The sequence below is a fragment of the Alteromonas gracilis genome (assembly GCF_036870955.2).
Taxonomy (GTDB): Bacteria; Pseudomonadota; Gammaproteobacteria; order Enterobacterales; family Alteromonadaceae; genus Alteromonas; species Alteromonas gracilis_A.
This window is the reverse complement of sequence record NZ_CP145482.2, coordinates 4,093,979-4,111,424: the sequence shown is the minus strand read 5'-3', so window position 1 is coordinate 4,111,424 and position 17,446 is coordinate 4,093,979. Positions and strand designations below refer to the sequence as shown.

Genomic DNA, 17,446 nt, shown 5'->3' with positions numbered 1-17,446 from the left:
ACCTATAGTAAATCGAACAATAAAAAGCATAAGTACCACGTTATGGACATCACTCGTGCAGCAATAAAAAACGCAACTGGGGTAGGTATTGGCATTACACTGCTGATCTTTCTTGGGCTATACAGTCTGTTCAATCTTCCGGTTCAATTGTTCCCAGATATTGACTTAGCCGTATATTAATATTCAGACATCGTGGCGAGCGGCGTCGCCGCAAGAAATAGAGTCTGAGATTATTGAACCTCAAGAAGAGGTATTACAGGGTATACCTGGGCTTGAGTCGATGAGCGCATGGGCTAACCAAGGTAATGCATGGATAAACCTTGAGTTTGGTTTAGGTACGGACATGCAAAAAACGCTTATTGAAGTGATAAGTCGCATGAACCGTGTTCCCCCCTTCCACGGGATGCCCTATCGCCCAACATAATGCTTGCAGGTAGTGGTGGCGATGCGCCCGCGCTTACCTATTTCTTCTTACAACGCTTGCCCGGTAACCCTAATGAAATTAATACCTATGTTACTTATTTTACTGATGTAATTAAGCCGCAGTTAGAGTCCATTCCAGGTGTCGCAAGAGCTAGAATGGAGAGTGGCGTTGGTGGCGTTGAAGAATTCCAAATTGTTTTTGACCCTTTCAAAGCAGCACAACTGGGAATTAACTTAAGTGCAGTGGCTAATGAGTTAGGTCGCGCCAATGATATTTCTGGCGGCTTTGTAGACGTGGGTCGTCGGCGTTATACGCTTCGCTTTGAAGGGCGCTATCAACCTACTCAAATGGGAGAAATGATTTTAGAGTGGCGCGATGGTAGCCCTATCACGTTGAATGATATCGCCGACATTAACATCACCCGTGCCGATGGCGCTAATGCCAGTGTTCAAAACGGAAACCCAGCCATTTCTATTCGCGTCGACAGACAAAACGATGCGAACGTGTTAGCCACGTTGGAAGCAGTTAAAGACAAAGTCGCTGAGATTAACAGCAACGATTTAGCACCCCAGCAGTTGGTTATGGTGCAAAGTTTTGATGCGTCAGTATTTATCTTTCGCGCCGTACAGTTGGTTACTAGTAATTTGTTTATTGGGGTGTTGCTCGCTATTGGTGTGCTGTGGCTATTTATGCGACAGCTACGCGCGACCTTAATTGTCGCACTAGCTATACCTATTTCTCTATTAAGTACCTTTGTCGTGCTTCAGCTAACCTAGCCGCTCACTGAATATTATCTCTTTGGCGGGGCTAGCCTTTGCTGTGGGTATGGTGCTAGACGCCGCCATTGTTGTGTTAGAAAACATAGTACGTACCCGAAAAAATGCGGGCAGTGACGAGGAAAGTGCTCACAAGGGAACAAAAGAGGTGTTTGGTGCACTGATGGCGTCAACTGCAACCACAGTAGCCATATTCATTCCTGTTATGTTTCTAGAAGACGTAGAGGGGCAGTTGTTTGCAGATCTTGCACTCACTATTGCCATAGCAGTATGCATGTCACTTATTGTTGCTGTTACGGTTTTACCTGTGGTGGCAGCACGTTATCTAAAGGGTGAAATGCCTGAGGATAGCCTCAAAAGGCTGTGGGGTAAAATAACACGCACTATCATGCATGTATCCTCTACACCGCTTAAACGAGTTACGCTTGTTGCGGTGCTAATGGGCGTGCCTATCACGGGAAGCTTTCTGCTTATGCCGTCGATGGATTATCTGCCTCCAGTGAAACGCGATGCGGTTGACGCTTTCCTGAGTTTACCTGCCGGGGCCAGTGAGAACTTTATCTCTGAAGAAGTCATTCCCGTTGTAGTCGAGCGTTTAAAGCCATACATGGATGGTGAGAAGCAACCTGCTCTTAAGAATTACTACATTATTACGTGGCCCAATGGTGGCACCTTGGGAGTTCGTGCAAAAGACCAATCGAAAGTCAAAGAGCTGGAAACTATTGTACGTGATGAGATTTTAAAAGACCTGCCTGATACTCAAGCATTTGCGCAACAAGGCAATCTGTTTGGTGGATTTGGAAATGGGCGTTCTATTGCTATTCACTTGCAGGGTACAGACCAAGATATGCTGGGTATTGCAGCGCAAGCTGGCCTCGACAAATTGCGTGAAGTTTTCCCAAATGCCAATGCACGTTCAAATCCGCCATTGGAACAATCGGAACCGGAATTGCGTTTTTACCCTAACGATAGTCGCATGATGGAAGTGGGCTTGAACCGGGGCAGCATGGGTAACCTAGTACGTGCTATGGGTGACGGTATGTACGTGGGTGAGTATTTCGATGGTGTGAAACGCATGAATATCATCTTTCGCTCTGAGCCGTGGAATACGCCAGAAGATTTAGGCGGAACACCTATCATGACGCCTATGGGTGAGGTCGTACAGCTTGGTGAATTGGTTGATATAGAACGCACAGTAGGGCCTAGCCGAATTCAGCGTATTGAGGGGCGCCGTACTTTAACGGTGAATGTCAATCCACCAGAAGGTATGAGCCTTGAAGACGCGATGAATGTGATCAAAACCGAGGTAGAGCCAGCGATCATGGCCATGATGCCCACAGACGGAGCCATTAATTATGGAGGAAGTGCGGATAGTCTAAAAGGGGCTATTTCATCGATGGCTGATAACTTCTTATTCGCGATGGTTTTATTGCTCTTGTTGATGGCGGGCTTGTTCAAATCGCTTAAAGACAGTGTACTGGTAGTACTTTCAATTCCTCTAGCCACCGTGGGAGGGGTTATTGCGATTCGTATCATGAATACCTTTATGTTCCAGCCCATGGACTTGCTAACCATGATTGGCTTTATCATTTTGCTTGGGTTAGTGGTTAATAACGCTATTTTACTCGTGCATCAAACACGTCTAGGCGAACAGCAGGGTCTATCGCGAGATGCGGCCGTAGAACAAGCGATAGAGCTTCGTTTACGTCCTATTTTTATGAGTACGCTTACGTCCATTTTTGGCATGTTACCGCTGCTTCTTATGCCGGGCGCTGGCAGCGTTATTTATCGCGGCCTTGCCGCAGTAATAGTGGGCGGGATGTCGGTAAGCACCGTGTTTACCTTGTTACTACTTCCAACATTGTTGCGAATGACAGCCAGCAAAACTGTCGACATATCTTCTAAGGACACTGTGGGTGGAGTATCGCCCAGCACAGTGAAACTCAACAAACACAGTGACCATTTATAAGGATTTTAGTCTCATGAAAGTATTTACTCGTAGTCTGGTTTTGAGCATGTCGACGTTGGTGTCGATGTCTTTTTCATCTGCGGTTTGGGCGCAAGACAGCAGTGTGCCGCCCGTGTTGGTGCAGGTTGACGAAGCACGAGAACAAGCGATATCTCAACTTACCTGGGTGCCAGGTACTATCTTAAGTCAAACGGATGCTAACTTAGCGTCTGAAGTTGATGGTCGTATCACTTGGATGGCGGAAGTGGGAGATATCGTCAACGCTGGCGAGCCACTTGTGGTGCTAGATGATACCCGTCTTAATATTACCCTTAATCAAAATAAGTCTAATATTGCGCAATGGCAGTCGCAGGTACGCTTGTTTGAGAAACGTCTTGTGCGCTTTAAGAACTTGAAGGCGAATAATAATATGTCGCAAGGTGAGCTAGACGCGGTAGAAGCTGATCTTGAAAATGCCAAGCAAGAACTTGCGCAAGCGAAGTTAGACCTCGCGTTTACTCAGTATCAAGTGGAACAAAGCCAAGTGCGTGCTCCTTTTACAGCGCTGGTTGTTGAGCGTCTGCAGTCTCCAGGGGAATACACTGGCGTAGGACAGACGCTTCTGCGCGTTGTGAATCCTGACAATGTCGAAGTACAGGTACGCGCTCCGCTTACTGTATTACCTTATGTGGAAAATGGCATGATGGTAAACGTACAAAGCAAAACGCATCAAGTTGAGGAGGCTATTCGCGCCATCGTTCCCGTCGGTAATGCCAACTCTAGAATGATGGAGCTGCGTATCGCGATAAAACCTGGTGACTTTCCAATCGGCAGTGCGGTAAGAGTCGCTATACCAAGTAGCGAAGCTCACGACGGGGTAACTATCCCACGTGATGCCTTGGTTCTAAGAAAGTCAGGTACATTCATTTATCAGCTCAACGAAAACAATGAGGCCCAGCAAGTGAAAGTGCGCACAGGCGTTGGGCTTGGAGAGCGAATAGAAGTATTCGGAGAAGTTGACCCCAAACAACACGTGGTTGTGCGCGGCGCTGAGCGCTTGCGCGAGGGGCAAAAAGTACGCTTCGAAGAAGCTGACGCTACGCTAACCGCTAAAAATTAATATTTTCTTACTCTTATGTGGGGCAGCGGCCCCACAAATTGGGTAAAGTGCTCGCTAATAAGTGGTATTCATCAGGTAAAGTAAATAATGCAATTAGCGGCAGTAAAGCAACGTGTACGTCGTACAACTTTTACAAGAGGCCTTGCCTTATCAGCACTCTTAAGCACCCTTCTGGGTTGTGCAAGTCAGAATCATGTAGAGAAAATCGTTGATGAAGATTCTGTTGTTAACTACGCAGATGTAGAAGGTTACGAGGATAGGTACACCAACATTTATGATGATTTTCGCGACTACCCGGTAACGTGCGAAGAAAATTGCTACCCAGCTTCTGAGGAAATTACTTGCGAAAAGGAGATGGAGAATTGCCTTTTTACCTAGTGAGAATCCATCGGTAAGGCTTGATGCTGGCTTTAACATAACGTGGCTAGGTCATGCTACCTTTCTAGTGTCAACGGGCAGTGGTGAACAGTTCCTGATCGACCCGGTGTTTAAGCAGTTTGATTGGCCAGTAAACTGGGCGTTCAGGCTTGCTGAAGGGTTTAACCGCAACCCTGCTGCGCCAATAAATCCTGAAAGCATTGCGCAAACTGATGCAGTGCTTTATTCCCATATTCACTACGATCATTTTAACAAGGCTGATATCGAAGCACTTGGTAATGAACCTGCTTATTTGGTTCCGCTAGGTTTTGCTGATCAATTCCCTAAAGGTGGCTTTAACATAAAGGAGATGGCGTGGTATTCATCGCAAGCCGTTGACAATACAACTGCGCATTTTGTGCCTGCTCATCATTTTAGCAATCGCATTTGGGTTCCCTTTATTCACGAAGACAATAACGCAACACTATGGGGAGGCTGGGTGTTAGAAAACAGCGGTAAAATATTGTTTTTTGCTTAGCGACACGGGATATTCGCCTCATTTTAAGGACATAAACAAGCGATTTGGACCCATTGATATTTGTCTCTTACCTATCGCCTCCTATTTCAGTGAGGAGTCACCACGTTGGTATCGCAAAGTGCACACTACGCCTGAAGATGCGGTTATTGCCGCACAAGAGCTAAATTGCAAAGTCGTTATCCCTTGGGGTTACGGCAATGCCAGCTGGAAAATGGGCGACAAGACATCCCATTCTGCTCTATTTAGACTGCTTCATATGAAAGAACAGCTTAAGACAGACATACCCTGGTATGTGCTCAATGAGGGTGATTCGGTGAGCTTTTAGTCTTGTAGAACACTTTAGATTAGACTAATATTTCAGCAGTCTAATACTACATAGCTATACATTCAGGGATTGAATATGCTTACAACCCGCAAGGAAGTGTTCTTTTTTTTCGCGTTTAGCCTCTTAGGGTATTTCGGTGCTTGCAGTTATTTCATAAAGCAAGCGCCCGTCATCCAGCCTGCGCCATTTAACGTGTGTGTAAATCGCTGTACTGCCACTATTGAATACCCTGTTTCAAGTGCCTCAGAGCAATATGTGTTCAAAGGTACGGTGAAATCGGTGTTTGAAAAATATCGCCAGGAAGACGTTGGATACTACCTATCATGTTTTGAGCAGTATTGTGCCCTATCTGTTTATGTCAATTCACCATCGCAACTAGCACCACTATTACGAGCGGTTAATAAGCAGTTTTCCCCGCTCATCAAAGACGACGCGGGGGGCCTCAAAATTGGCTAGACAGCACTATTTATTTGCTATTTTCTCGCACTTTAGACGCCATTCATCGTCTAACGTAGGAAGCGAAGCTAGTTTGGCGGCAAGTTGCTTATCTGTCTTGGTGTGCGCGCATTGCATAAGTGTATGCACGTTGATGGTGTCGGGCTCTCTATGCACTAATGTGACCGTATCATTAAGGGAGATAACCCCTGTTTTTTTTACGCGATAATACCAGCCAGTCATTCCTCGCTCACCGACGAAACGATCTAAATTAGGAATGCCGTAGCGCTGTGAAATTTTACTGCAAGGAGCTCTTGGCGCGCTAATTTGAAGTTCAACATCACCAAATTGCCAAACATCTCCCAGATATACAGTGGTATCGTCCATTCCTTCCACGCTTAGGTTTTCGCCTATGCTACCAACAGTGAAGTTCCCATCAGGAAAGTGCTTTGCAAGTGTGAAGTAGTGAGCTGGACTGAACTGATGCAGCACCTTCTCTGGTCCACCGTGCAGCCGCGTATTGGCCTGTTGGTCTTCATCAGTACCATCGATATTGACAGTTAGGAAAGAAACAGGACTTTTGACAATACTGCTTGGTGCCCCTCTTGGACCCAATGGCTGTGGCTTTCCGGCGAATAGCCCGCTTACTTTAAACGATGACGGCATGGTGTCTCCAAAAAAATTTTTTGTGCATTTAAACCTTTCTACTATAGGGTACGACTAACCTTATAACACTAACAAGTGCTGTGATGAAAAAGGCACTCATTCTGACAACGAATAAGAGATGAAGATGGAACACACACAACAACGTGTTGTACACGCCAATGTGGTGTTCGGTAGCAAAGACGAAGACAGTTTGATTATGTCGGCAAAACAAGGCAATAAACATGCGTTTCGCCAGCTTTACGACAAACATATTTCAAGGGTCTACGCTCTGTGCTATCGACTGACAGGTGACAAGGGAATGGCTGAAGATGCTTCTCAAGAAGTGTTTATTCAGCTTTGGCGCAAGCTTGAAAACTTTGACGGGCAAAGCCAATTCTCGACATGGCTGCACAGCGTAACGGCCAATATCACTATCTCTTACATGCGTAAGCAAAAAGGGTGGGTGCAGCGCATGTTCAATCTAGAAAGTAGTGGCATTCATGAGATGGCTGCCGAATCGCAGAGCACTGACATTGATCTAGAAGCGCTTATTGTCAGGTTACCAGAACGTGCGCGCATGGTGTTTGTTCTTCATGCATTAGAAGGGTACCGCCACGAAGACATTGCAAGCATGCTTAACATGGCTGTGGGTTCTAGCAAAGCGCAGTTTTTTCGCGCTAAGCAGCTTTTGAAAGATTTTATGGGGTATGACAATGAGTAATTTTGACGAGCAACTCTCGAAACATATCGCTGAACTAAGCAAAGAAAAACAGCCTGAGAGAGACTTATTTCGCGGCATTGAGTTGGGAATAGAAGCGCAAAGGGAAAGTAACGAAGAAACACAAGGTCAAGGTGTTAGCTCTAATCAGTGGTTAGCAATAGCAGCTAGTGTGTGCTTGGTCACGGTATTGTGGTTATCAGCGCCTTTTGCTTTTAAGCCTGATGAATCGAAGAACGACAATTATGCACTAGTTGATGCGATGAGTTCACAGCAGCAGCAACAAGTGAGTAGTTTACTGGCTAGCTACCAGAGCACACCTAGCATTGACCGAAGATTGGCAGCAGCAGTTAAAAGAATTGGATGATGCAGCAGATGCAATTAAAACCGCGTTAAAGGAAGATCCTGACAACTCGGCGCTAATAAAAATGCTACATCACGTATATCAACAGCAAATTGCCTTAATTGAGCGAGTGCACGCGCCAAAGTGGCAGCAAATTTAATAAGGGTAAGAAAATGATGAGCAACAATATGATGGAACTGTCTCAAAAAGTGGCAAAAGCCGTTGGCGCAACGGTATTACTGGCATTCGCTTTTTCAGCTAATGCGGGCGAAAAAGTAGATAAGACTCTCGATACGTCATCGTCGCCAAAAGTGGATATCGAACACGTGAACGGTAAAGCTGATATTCGCGTGTGGGATAAGTCTCAAGTGCGAGTAACGGGCGAATTAGGTGACGATACCGAAGAGTTTGTGTTCGAAAAACGTGGTGATGTTGTGGTTATCCATGTGGAAGTCGAGCGAAATAATAAGAGCTGGTACAAAAAGAGTAAAGACGGTGATGACTTAACCATTTACATTCCTGCCGATAGCGATTTGCACTATGAAGCGGTAAATGCTGATGTAAAAGCTGAGGGCATAAAGCGTTCAGTTGATATTGAAGTAGTAAACGGTGATGTGTCGCTTAGCGATATTGGTGACAGAGTCGAGGTTGAGTCCGTAAACGGTGACATCTCAATGATGAATGTTCGAGGTCGACTTGAGGCAGAGGCGGTAAATGGAGATATCGAAGCCAAGCATTCAGGCAAAGAAGAAGTGTCTGTTGCAACAGTAAATGGCAAAGTTGAAGTGACGTCAAACAGCCCAGACGTGCAAGTAGAGACAGTGAATGGGCGTATTGAACTGAACTTGCAAGAAGTTGATACACTGCAAATCAACACAGTTAATGGCCGCACGTTCGCCAACTTGCATATTAATGACAACGGCAGTGTTAAAGCCAACTCGGTCGGTGGCACCATTGAACTTGTGCTTCAAAACAATGTTTCAGCACAGTTTGATATTGAGGCCCATGCAGGTGGCGATATCATCAACAAAATTAGCGATGAAAAGGCCAAAGAGCCTAAGTACGGTCCAAGTAGCTGGCTTCGCTTTATCAATAACGGTGGTGCAGCAAATGTTGATATCTCAACTGTGCATGGTCGCATCGTGATAGACCAAAAGTGAATAAGCTATAGGCAACGTAATCGTTGATTTGGGTTGAAAACTTAATTTTTAACCACATTTACTAATCAAGCAAAAAGAAGCTGCTCTTATGCAGCTTCTTGCGTTTTTAGTCGCAAGAATAGTTCGCTTGGTCGTGATGATGAAACGTTTTCTTCCTTATACCGCTCTATATCTCACGTTTCGCTGAATGTTGGAGAAGGTATGAAACGAGTTTGGAGAGTATTTTGAATATAGTAAGCCACATAAGGCGGTTTTGGCGTTTTCACAGCCTTGTGATAGGCGCGTTAAGTGTATCGTTTCTCACACTCGGGTGTGCAGTGCACGAACCCGCGTTTTACGAAGGTACGTGGGTTGTGACAGAGGGCTATTCGGTAGATGCTACCAATGACATCGATACCAAGACGCAGCCTATACTGGGAAGTTCAATGACCTACTCAAGTGAGTATGCAAAACTTGGCCAGGCGCTTTGTGAAATGCCTACCTATACGTCAAAGCAAGTATCCCCTGATGCGCTGAAAACGTCGTATCACGTATCACCTCAAGAGCTTGGCTTTTCAACTGGCAGTATTACTCAAATTAAACTTGCGTGTGTTAACTCTGCCGATGGCATTGGCGCTACGCTTTTATTTCAAGATCACTCGCTAGCCTATACCACAGTAGACGGTAGTCTGTTCAAAATAGAAAAAACGCTTTAATACGGTAATCCGCAATATTGCATAAGGTTCGTACTCAATGATACCACCGTATCGATGCTTAGGTCCATTGCAGACCTTTTTGGTATGCCATTCACTGTACAATATGAAAGGCTAAAAGCAGCAGACCTATGTTTGATTTGGTAGGTTTAGTTCAATTCTCATGGTTCTCGTGTTGAGCAATAGGCGTTTAAAGCGCATAATATCCAACTGACTTTTGAAAATTGGTAAAGGGTTGTTCTGTGGCATCTGCTCCTCAAGGCGATAAGAATGTAGAAAAATTGAAGGTTCCACCTCACAGTATTGAGGCTGAACAGTCTGTTTTAGGAAGCATGCTTATTGACCCAGATAGCTGGGATAAAGTAGCAGAGCTTGTAACGGACAACGACTTTTACAATCGTTCTCATCAAATCATATTTCGCGCCATCACTCGGCTACTTAACCGCAGCGATCCTATTGACCTCATAACTGTATCTGAGGAGCTAGAAAAGCATGATGAGTTAGATGATGCAGGGGGGTTCGCCTACCTAGGCGAGTTAGCTAAGAATACACCTAGCTCAGCAAACGTTGTTTCTTACGCACAAATCATTAGCGAACGTGCCATTACCCGTGAGCTTATTGGTGTTGCGCATGAAATCGCTGAGGTCGGTTATAACCCAGAAGGTAGAGACAGTGCTGATATTCTAGACCTTGCAGAAAGCAAGGTGTTTGAAATAGCAGAACGACGCACGGGTGAGAATGAAGGTCCGCGTGGCGTAGAGTCTATTCTTAGTAAAACTATCGATCGCCTTGAAGAGTTGGTTAAGACCAATAAAGAAGTGACGGGCGTGACGTCAGGTTTTACCGACCTTGATAAAATGACCAGCGGTTTGCAGCCATCTGATTTGATTATCGTTGCAGCGCGTCCCTCAATGGGAAAAACGACCTTTGCAATGAACTTGGTTGAAAACGCGATGATGGCAGAAGATAAACCTGTGTTGGTTTTTAGTCTTGAGATGCCGTCAGAGCAAATCATGATGCGTATGCTAGCGTCGTTAAGTCGCGTAGATCAAACCAAGATTCGTACGGCACAACTCGATGACGAAGATTGGGCGCGTATTTCCAATACGATGGCAATGCTGAAAGATAAAGACTGTCTATTTGTTGATGACTCATCAGGCCTGACTCCAATGGACGTTCGTTCTCGGGCGAGAAAACTAGCCCGTGAGCGAGGCGGTATTAGCTTAATCATGGTGGATTATCTCCAGCTAATGCGTGTACCTTCATTAAGTGATAACCGTACGCTGGAAATTGCAGAGATATCGCGTTCATTAAAAGCGTTGGCAAAAGAACTTGAAGTGCCTGTTGTGGCCTTGTCTCAGCTAAACCGAACATTGGAACAGCGTGCTGATAAACGCCCCGTTAACTCTGACCTTCGTGAATCGGGCTCGATTGAGCAGGATGCCGACCTTATTATGTTCATTTATCGAGATGAGGTGTACCACGAGAACAGCGAGTATAAAGGTATAGCAGAAATTATCATTGGTAAGCAGCGTAATGGTCCTATCGGTACGTGCCGATTGACGTTCCAAGGGCAATTCTCTCGCTTTGATAATTATGCGGGTCCTGCCATCGCCGACGAGTACTAATGAAACTGCGCCAAAAGGACTGTTGCAGCTTTGTGGTTAACAGATAAAAAAAGGCGCCGTCTCGGTAAGAGCGGCGCCTTTTAGCTATTTAGTGAACTAAATTATTTTTCTTCAGCAACTTTTACTGTGCCTTTAACCGTTACAGAGATTCGACGGTTAATGCGATGTGCTTCAGCATTGTTAGCAGTATCAAGCAATTGTGATTCGCCATAACCTACTGTTTCTAGACGCGATGAATCGATGCCATACATATCAACCATCACTTCTTTGAAGTTTGCTGCACGACGCTCAGATAGGTCCATGTTGTAAGACGCAGAACCTGGCGCTGAAGTGTGACCTTCAATGATAGCGCTTGTCGACGGGTATTCTTTCATGAATGCCGCAAACTCAGATATTTCAGGGTCTTTTGGCATTTTTACAACCGCACTTTCGTTATCGAAAAGAACACGAAGTGTAATTTCTACCGTTTCCTCATCGAACAACGTACAGCCTTTTGCGTCTACTTTTACGCCAGCTGGAGTATCTGGACACATGTCTTTGCTATCCATAACGCCATCGTTGTCAGCATCTTTGATTGCGCAACCTGTTGCATCTACTTTAGTGCCTAAGCAGGTGTGTTCGGACATTTATCAACGCTGTTAAGCACACCGTCGTTGTCGTTATCAACTGCACAACCTGTAGCGTCTACACGAACGCCAGGCGCAGTCATTGGACACTGATCTTTGCTGTCCATTACACCGTCGTTGTCACTGTCCTTTGGTGCATACGTAGTACGCTCACCAAATGGAATCGCAACACCAACTTTGAAGCTGTAGTCATTATAGTCTTCACCGAAATCATGATAAGCCGCTACTTCTGTAATAAGCTTCACGTTTTCATGGATATCCCAGTGTTTACCAATACCGATGTTACCCAATGTTGTTGAAACGCCTACTGATTGACGCTTAACACCACCGAATAGATACCATACGTCTTCTGGTAAGAAGTACATGGCGTCAACACCTACCATCTCACCACTTTCATCACCCGCGTTAGAGTAATCAAGGTCAAGCGATGTAAATTCTACACGCGCTGCCCAGCTCTGTGTGAAACGGAAGCCGTATTCAAATGAAATACCTTGACCGTTATCGATTGTGCCGCCTTCAGTTAATGAAAGAGGACGAGATGCATCAGTATTGTAATGCATGCCTGATATACCACCCCAGCTTTGGTACGCTGGTTCTGAAGATTCTTGAGCAAATGCATTAGTTGAGGCAAGTACAGCTAGGGATAGCGCTGCCATTTTGAATTGTTGTTTCATAGTCACATCCTGTTTAACGTTGAGTGATTATCGATTTTGATAATGTTGTATTTTGTGCTTTTTAGAATACCAGCACAAATTGTGCCATTTATAATGTGGGCTAAGGTGCTATCCCTTGTAATGTGGCTACAATCTTTCTTTGACCACCGTGGTCGCGGTGTTCACCTAATATAATACCCTGCCAAGTGCCTAGCGCAAGCTTGACCTTGTTGAACAGGGATCGTTAGCTGGCACCCTAGTATACTTGATTTCACGTGTGCTGGCATATCATCTTTCCCTTCATATATGTGTTTATAAAAGGAAAGATCTTCACTTACACTGTAGTTGAAAAACGCTTCCATATCCTGACGCACGGTAGGATCGGCATTTTCATTAATAGTAAGGCTCGCACTAGTGTGCTGAAGCCACAGATGAAGTAGGCCAACCTCGACGGCTCTTATGCTTGGCATAGCCGCTACAACTTCATCAGTAATGATATGAAAGCCTCGAGGGTAGCTGCGCAGTGTAATTTTTTCAGACTGCCAGACACTATTTGTCAAAGCAGATTTCCAAATGCGCCAGCCCTTCATCACACATAAACGGCAGTATTATTTTTGCACCGTCAACCTGATGGCTAATGGTGTGCTGTTTACCTGAAACGACAATAGGTGTTGCCATACCAAATTCGTAACCACGTTCTGCTAGGTCACGCTTTGCGTTACCGCATATCATGTTAGTGACTTCACCCACCATATCGCCTACTTCGGCATCTAGTTTTTCTGGTCTTTCACCTACCATGCGCTCCATTATTGTCAGCGCCAGTGATTCATCAAAGGTGATAGACATTGAACCGCGCACGTTGGGTCCAACCATGCCAATTAGACCAGAAACATCACCTTTAGCGACGTCGCTTTGCTTACGTTTAGGCTTTCCAGGCGTAAGCTTAGTTTGTGCCATTGTTTCCATTACATTGAGTAAACCACTAATAAACGGGTTCACAAAATCAGCATTCATGCGTGTTCTCCTTAAGAGGTGAGCCTTCCGTTTCTTGGCAGTCGGCACATAGGCCGTGCGCCTCTATTGTTTGTTTTGATACGTGAAAACCGTGCTGTTTCGCTTGGTTCTCTAATGTTTCCTGCAGGCCTTCAGATTGAATTTCCGCTACATCACCACAACTATCGCAAATAAGAAATTGTACAGGGTGGTTGCAACCAAAGTGGTAGCAAGCAACAAAGGCATTTGTGGACTCGAGGCGATGTATAAAGCCAAAATCGAGTAAGAAATCCAAAGCGCGATAAACGGTGGCGGGCTTTGCGCTCGACTCAGTTTCTTTTAGCGTGTCGAGCAATTCGTAGGCCCCCATAGGACCGTGTTTCAAAACGAGAATCTCAAACACTTTTTCTCGTAGTGGTGTAAAGCGTGCACCGCGTTGTTCGCAATATGCACGCGCTTTGTTGATAAGTGTGGTGTTGTTCATTAATTGAAACCGTTTACTCGACTTTCATTGTTATAGTAAAGCGCGTTATCTGGATCACGCGTCGTGCGTGTGAACGTGTGCGATAAGCTCGTCTTCTAATGCGAAACGTTCTTCTAGCGTTTCTCCTAATTCAGCTAAAGCACTGTCAAATCCAGCAGCTTGCTCAGATGTAATGGCTTCTCCAAATCTATCATTAAATGCGAGTGCCGCGTCAGTGGTTTTTGTCAACTTAGGGTAAAGGTCTTCTTTTAACGCCTGACCCTGAGGGTCGCCGTTGTTTTCCGTTAATATCTCGAAGACTTCAAAATGGCCTGCTGACAAATAATCTAAAAGCGCACCACAAAAGTCAGCGATCTCATCGGCATCTGGCAAGCATTCACTTTGCTTATTGATTCCTGCTAAACCGCAATAAGTTACTAATAATGCTTGCCTTTCTTGCAACCATTTATCAATAGTTTGGCTTTTTCCGCCCCACTTAGACTTAGCGCTCTCTAATTGCTGCAACATAATAATGTGCCACCTGCTTGGCGATATCAGTTTTCAGTATAACACTGTGCACTTGCGACACAAATTTTGGGCTTAAATTCGCTCGGTTAGTTGTAACAAGGTGTCTCAAATTGGCGACTCTATCTTGTTAGTTAGATACGCGCTTTAATATTTTGCCTAAATCTACGACGTGTAAATGGTAGTGAGTGATGCAGGTTTTGTTAGCGCTTCACTATTTTGTGCTATTGTGTCTTCGAAAAAACGCGAGGTAGCAATATGATGATTAGGCAAGAAGAGGTGATGCTAAAAGCACAGCGTGCAATGTGGGTAGTATTTAGTCGTGGCAAATTGGTGGTCCAGGAAGCGTCACAAACATTACCTATAGGTCATCTTGAAGAGTTGCCCTTTTTATCTTCCTACGCAGACAATATCCATCAACTACCACCACTAAACGAAAGTGCACATCTCTCGTATCCAGTATTTGTTGTTGATTTAGGAAGCGAACATATTGATGAGCCGGGTTGGGAAAGAATATCGCTTCGACAACTTCTATTTAGCGCGCAAGACATTGCTTTTTCGGTGATTGGACGCGCGTGGCAATATACGCACTTTTTACGCACCCATCAGTATTGCGGACAGTGCGGTGCCAAAACCGAGCGTGTTGATTGGGAAATGGCAGTCCACTGCCATCGTTGCCAACACCGAAGTTATCCGCGTGTTTCTCCTTGTGTCATTGTTTCGATTCACAACAACGAACAAATATTGTTGGCGAAAGGCGTACGTCACAAAGAAGCCGATATGTATTCTACCCTTGCGGGGTTTGTTGAGAGTGGTGAAAGCCTTGAAGAGGCAGTACACAGGGAAATATTCGAAGAAGTTGGGGTTAAGGTAAAAAACTTACAGTACTTTAATAGTCAACCTTGGCCTTTCCCGCATTCGCTTATGGTTGGCTTTATTGCGGAGTACGCGGGTGGTGAAATTCGCTGTCAAGAGAACGAGATTGACGATGCACAATGGTTCAACATCGATGAATTACCCAATATTCCGCCTCGCGTATCCATTGCAGGACAACTCATTGCAAAAACGGTGTCGCTAATCAGCGACAAATAAAAAACCCTGCCGAAGCAGGGTTTCAATAAGTTTAGCACGGTCCCCTGAGGGGCTTCTTTTTTGTTAACGTGTATAGTAATAGCAAACACTCACTACTAACGCAAGTTACAATTTCAAGTCAACTTCGTCTTTGTTTGTCGACAGTATGTCGCAAATCAATTTTTTGTGCGAGGTTTTAACCCACGTGGTTAAGAATACTGGTATACTCCGGCGCTTAAGCCAGTGTGGCTTTTTATCTATTCTATCTACAGTTACTTAGGTGAGTTATATGTCGCAAAATGTTCCTAGTGTTGATAAACCTGCGTTGAAAAATGATCGCTATTTACGTGCGTTACTTAAACAACCAGTGGACATGACACCCGTATGGATGATGCGCCAAGCGGGGCGTTACTTACCTGAGTACAAAGCGACTCGCGCTGAGGCTGGCGACTTCATGTCACTTTGCAAGAACGCAGAGTTAGCGTGTGAAGTTACGCTGCAGCCATTGCGTCGTTTTCCTCTTGATGCAGCTATTCTTTTTTCAGATATCCTGACTATCCCTGATGCGATGGGACTGGGTTTGTATTTTGAGACCTATGAAGGTCCTCGCTTCAAAAAACCAATAACTTGCAAAGCTGACGTAGATAAAATTGGTTTACCTGACCCTGAAGGCGAGCTTCAATACGTGATGAATGCGGTTCGCACTATTCGTCGAGAACTCAAAGGTGAAGTGCCGCTTATCGGATTCTCAGGTAGCCCATGGACACTGGCGACGTACATGGTTGAAGGCGGGTCTAGCAAAGCGTTCACAAAGATCAAGAAAATGGCATTTGCTGAGCCTGCTACGTTACACGCACTACTTGCGAAACTTGCTGATTCAGTGACTGAATATTTAAATGCACAAATCGCTGCTGGTGCTCAATCTGTTATGGTATTCGACACCTGGGGCGGTGTGTTGTCACCGCGAGACTACAAAGAATTTTCACTGCAGTACATGGAGCGTATCGTTAGCGGCCTTACTCGTGAAAATGATGGTCGTAAGGTCCCAGTTACACTGTTTACTAAAAATGGTGGTATGTGGTTAGAGTCGATTGCGGCGACAGGGTGTGATGCGGTAGGACTTGATTGGACGATCGATATCAAAGAGGCTCGCGCACGCATCGGCGACAAAGTGGCGTTACAAGGCAACATGGATCCGTCAATGCTTTATGCGCCAGCACAGCGTATTGAAGACGAAGTGGGTTCGATACTCGCTTACTATGGTGAGGGAACAGGTCATGTCTTTAATTTAGGGCACGGTATCCACCTAGATGTTCCGCCTGAAAATGCTTAGGTGTTTTTGTTAATGCAGTGCATAAGCTAAGTCAGCAATACCATAAATAATTTCGCAAAAACGAAGGGAACCGGATGAAACTGTGGCCTGTAGTATTGCTGATATTATTTGCCGTTGTAGCTGGCTACAAATTCTCCGGGTATCAGCAACAGCTGAGTCAATCAAAGGCTGAAAAAGAGCGCTTGTCTTTCGTGTTAGAGCGCTCACGTGCCACTGGCGCAGGTGACCTCAAGGTTATAAAGGCTGCACTAAAACTTTCGTCAAACACTCAAAACAATGACGCATCGGATAAAGCGTTAAGTAATGCAGAGCTAACGGCGCAGCAGGCAGTTTTGCATTACTTTAAGCGCCAGCCCAACTTAGCGCAATTACATGTAAGTTCAGTGAACTGTAGTGACCATGTTTGCCAAGTTACTGGCAACTTCAGCGGCAGCGAAGTCGAACTTGATTCGCTCATATATGCCATTCAAAACGAGACGTGGTGGCAGTATTCATTACCTGAAGTTACGAAAACTCCCGCGATAAATGACATTGAGCTTACCGTAGGCTTTTCTTTGCTACCTGTTTTTAATGACCATAATGATGCGGAACTTAGCTTGTCGAAAAATAGCACTGATGAGTTGTTCGTGTCGCCAATTGCAGAAACGGTTAAACCGAGAACGGCTGATTAAAG

General features: G+C 45.1%; 16 protein-coding genes and 4 pseudogenes. 13 read left to right on the top strand and 7 right to left on the bottom strand.

Annotation, left to right across the window (positions count from 1 at the left end; genetic code table 11):
• Window positions 1–42: 42 nt before the first annotated feature.
• The 4 genes and pseudogenes from V6N89_RS21885 (at window position 43) to V6N89_RS19775 (ending at window position 5,944) form a co-directional block, all read left to right on the top strand.
• A pseudogene (locus tag V6N89_RS21885) lies at window positions 43–3,169 on the top strand (efflux RND transporter permease subunit).
• Between the two features lie 13 nt (window positions 3,170–3,182).
• A complete protein-coding gene (locus V6N89_RS19785) occupies window positions 3,183–4,268 on the top strand; it encodes an efflux RND transporter periplasmic adaptor subunit (protein WP_338519100.1) in 1,086 nt (361 codons plus the stop codon).
• An 87-nt stretch (window positions 4,269–4,355) separates the two neighbouring features.
• Window positions 4,356–5,488 (top strand): annotated as a pseudogene (locus V6N89_RS19780) (MBL fold metallo-hydrolase).
• Window positions 5,489–5,563: 75 nt separating this feature from the next.
• Window positions 5,564–5,944, top strand: a complete 381-nt coding sequence (locus V6N89_RS19775) for a hypothetical protein (protein WP_346993142.1) — start codon at window positions 5,564–5,566, stop codon at window positions 5,942–5,944.
• A 6-nt stretch (window positions 5,945–5,950) separates the two neighbouring features.
• Here V6N89_RS19775 and V6N89_RS19770 read toward each other — a convergent pair whose 3' ends face one another.
• The gene (locus V6N89_RS19770) at window positions 5,951–6,589 is read right to left on the bottom strand and encodes an MOSC domain-containing protein (RefSeq protein ID WP_338519099.1); all 639 of its coding nucleotides are present in this window, start codon (window positions 6,587–6,589) and stop codon (window positions 5,951–5,953) included.
• 124 nt (window positions 6,590–6,713) lie between these two features.
• Between V6N89_RS19770 and V6N89_RS19765 the strand changes: the two genes are divergently transcribed.
• The 6 genes from V6N89_RS19765 to dnaB all read left to right on the top strand — a co-directional run bounded on the left by V6N89_RS19765 (window position 6,714) and on the right by dnaB (window position 11,109).
• Window positions 6,714–7,289, top strand: coding sequence for an RNA polymerase sigma factor (locus tag V6N89_RS19765; protein ID WP_338519098.1), 576 nt, complete (start codon window positions 6,714–6,716; stop codon window positions 7,287–7,289).
• A complete protein-coding gene (locus V6N89_RS19760) occupies window positions 7,282–7,653 on the top strand; it encodes a hypothetical protein (protein ID WP_346993141.1) in 372 nt (123 codons plus the stop codon). The genes V6N89_RS19765 and V6N89_RS19760 overlap by 8 nt, the downstream gene beginning before the upstream one ends.
• On the top strand, window positions 7,646–7,789 hold the full coding sequence (locus V6N89_RS19755; RefSeq protein WP_346993140.1) for a hypothetical protein: 144 nt from the start codon (window positions 7,646–7,648) through the stop codon (window positions 7,787–7,789). The genes V6N89_RS19760 and V6N89_RS19755 overlap by 8 nt, the downstream gene beginning before the upstream one ends.
• Window positions 7,790–7,802: 13 nt before the next feature.
• Window positions 7,803–8,789 carry a DUF4097 family beta strand repeat-containing protein gene (locus V6N89_RS19750; RefSeq protein WP_338519095.1) on the top strand — a complete coding sequence of 329 codons (987 nt, stop codon included), beginning with the start codon at window positions 7,803–7,805 and terminating at the stop codon, window positions 8,787–8,789.
• A gap of 224 nt (window positions 8,790–9,013) precedes the next feature.
• Window positions 9,014–9,484: a hypothetical protein gene (locus tag V6N89_RS19745; protein WP_338519094.1), complete on the top strand. Its 471-nt coding sequence runs from the start codon at window positions 9,014–9,016 to the stop codon at window positions 9,482–9,484.
• 239 nt (window positions 9,485–9,723) lie between these two features.
• Entirely contained in the window at window positions 9,724–11,109 is a 1,386-nt protein-coding gene (dnaB, locus tag V6N89_RS19740; protein ID WP_338519093.1) for a replicative DNA helicase, read from the top strand.
• Between the two features lie 101 nt (window positions 11,110–11,210).
• Here dnaB and V6N89_RS21880 read toward each other — a convergent pair whose 3' ends face one another.
• The 6 genes and pseudogenes from V6N89_RS21880 to rsd all read right to left on the bottom strand — a co-directional run bounded on the left by V6N89_RS21880 (window position 11,211) and on the right by rsd (window position 14,372).
• Entirely contained in the window at window positions 11,211–11,735 is a 525-nt protein-coding gene (locus V6N89_RS21880; protein ID WP_431189741.1) for an OmpA family protein, read from the bottom strand.
• Window positions 11,714–12,409, bottom strand: a complete 696-nt coding sequence (locus tag V6N89_RS21875; RefSeq protein ID WP_338519091.1) for a thrombospondin type 3 repeat-containing protein — start codon at window positions 12,407–12,409, stop codon at window positions 11,714–11,716. Before V6N89_RS21875 ends, V6N89_RS21880 begins: the two co-directional genes overlap by 22 nt.
• 100 nt (window positions 12,410–12,509) lie before the next feature.
• A pseudogene (locus V6N89_RS19730) lies at window positions 12,510–12,978 on the bottom strand (secondary thiamine-phosphate synthase enzyme YjbQ).
• Window positions 12,938–13,402 carry a chemotaxis protein CheX gene (locus tag V6N89_RS19725; protein ID WP_338519090.1) on the bottom strand — a complete coding sequence of 155 codons (465 nt, stop codon included), beginning with the start codon at window positions 13,400–13,402 and terminating at the stop codon, window positions 12,938–12,940. The pseudogene V6N89_RS19730 and the gene V6N89_RS19725 overlap by 41 nt, the downstream one beginning before the upstream one ends.
• Window positions 13,392–13,865, bottom strand: coding sequence for a transcriptional repressor (locus V6N89_RS19720; RefSeq protein ID WP_338519089.1), 474 nt, complete (start codon window positions 13,863–13,865; stop codon window positions 13,392–13,394). Before V6N89_RS19720 ends, V6N89_RS19725 begins: the two co-directional genes overlap by 11 nt.
• A 54-nt stretch (window positions 13,866–13,919) precedes the next feature.
• Entirely contained in the window at window positions 13,920–14,372 is a 453-nt protein-coding gene (gene rsd, locus V6N89_RS19715; RefSeq protein WP_338519088.1) for a sigma D regulator, read from the bottom strand.
• Window positions 14,373–14,627: 255 nt separating this feature from the next.
• Between rsd and nudC the strand changes: the two genes are divergently transcribed.
• The 3 genes and pseudogenes from nudC to V6N89_RS19700 all read left to right on the top strand — a co-directional run bounded on the left by nudC (window position 14,628) and on the right by V6N89_RS19700 (window position 17,444).
• On the top strand, window positions 14,628–15,461 hold the full coding sequence (gene nudC, locus V6N89_RS19710; protein ID WP_338519087.1) for an NAD(+) diphosphatase: 834 nt from the start codon (window positions 14,628–14,630) through the stop codon (window positions 15,459–15,461).
• A 268-nt stretch (window positions 15,462–15,729) separates the two neighbouring features.
• Window positions 15,730–16,823 (top strand): annotated as a pseudogene (hemE, locus tag V6N89_RS19705) (uroporphyrinogen decarboxylase).
• A gap of 24 nt (window positions 16,824–16,847) precedes the next feature.
• The gene (locus V6N89_RS19700; RefSeq protein ID WP_338519086.1) at window positions 16,848–17,444 is read left to right on the top strand and encodes a hypothetical protein; all 597 of its coding nucleotides are present in this window, start codon (window positions 16,848–16,850) and stop codon (window positions 17,442–17,444) included.
• The last annotated feature ends 2 nt before the right edge of the window (window positions 17,445–17,446 follow it).

Bases quoted from the DNA above. Each gene is read 5' to 3' on its own strand.
- V6N89_RS19720 (WP_338519089.1), bottom strand. From the start codon at position 13,865: ATGAACAACACCACACTTATCAACAAAGCGCGTGCATATTGCGAACAA.
- V6N89_RS19765 (WP_338519098.1), top strand. From the start codon at position 6,714: ATGGAACACACACAACAACGTGTTGTACACGCCAATGTGGTGTTCGGT.
- V6N89_RS19725 (WP_338519090.1), bottom strand. From the start codon at position 13,402: ATGAATGCTGATTTTGTGAACCCGTTTATTAGTGGTTTACTCAATGTA.
- V6N89_RS21880 (WP_431189741.1), bottom strand. From the start codon at position 11,735: ATGTCCGAACACACCTGCTTAGGCACTAAAGTAGATGCAACAGGTTGC.
- V6N89_RS19770 (WP_338519099.1), bottom strand. From the start codon at position 6,589: ATGCCGTCATCGTTTAAAGTAAGCGGGCTATTCGCCGGAAAGCCACAG.
- V6N89_RS19785 (WP_338519100.1), top strand. From the start codon at position 3,183: ATGAAAGTATTTACTCGTAGTCTGGTTTTGAGCATGTCGACGTTGGTG.
- rsd (WP_338519088.1), bottom strand. From the start codon at position 14,372: ATGTTGCAGCAATTAGAGAGCGCTAAGTCTAAGTGGGGCGGAAAAAGC.
- V6N89_RS21875 (WP_338519091.1), bottom strand. From the start codon at position 12,409: ATGAAACAACAATTCAAAATGGCAGCGCTATCCCTAGCTGTACTTGCC.
- V6N89_RS19760 (WP_346993141.1), top strand. From the start codon at position 7,282: ATGAGTAATTTTGACGAGCAACTCTCGAAACATATCGCTGAACTAAGC.
- nudC (WP_338519087.1), top strand. From the start codon at position 14,628: ATGATGATTAGGCAAGAAGAGGTGATGCTAAAAGCACAGCGTGCAATG.
- V6N89_RS19775 (WP_346993142.1), top strand. From the start codon at position 5,564: ATGCTTACAACCCGCAAGGAAGTGTTCTTTTTTTTCGCGTTTAGCCTC.
- V6N89_RS19700 (WP_338519086.1), top strand. From the start codon at position 16,848: ATGAAACTGTGGCCTGTAGTATTGCTGATATTATTTGCCGTTGTAGCT.
- V6N89_RS19750 (WP_338519095.1), top strand. From the start codon at position 7,803: ATGATGAGCAACAATATGATGGAACTGTCTCAAAAAGTGGCAAAAGCC.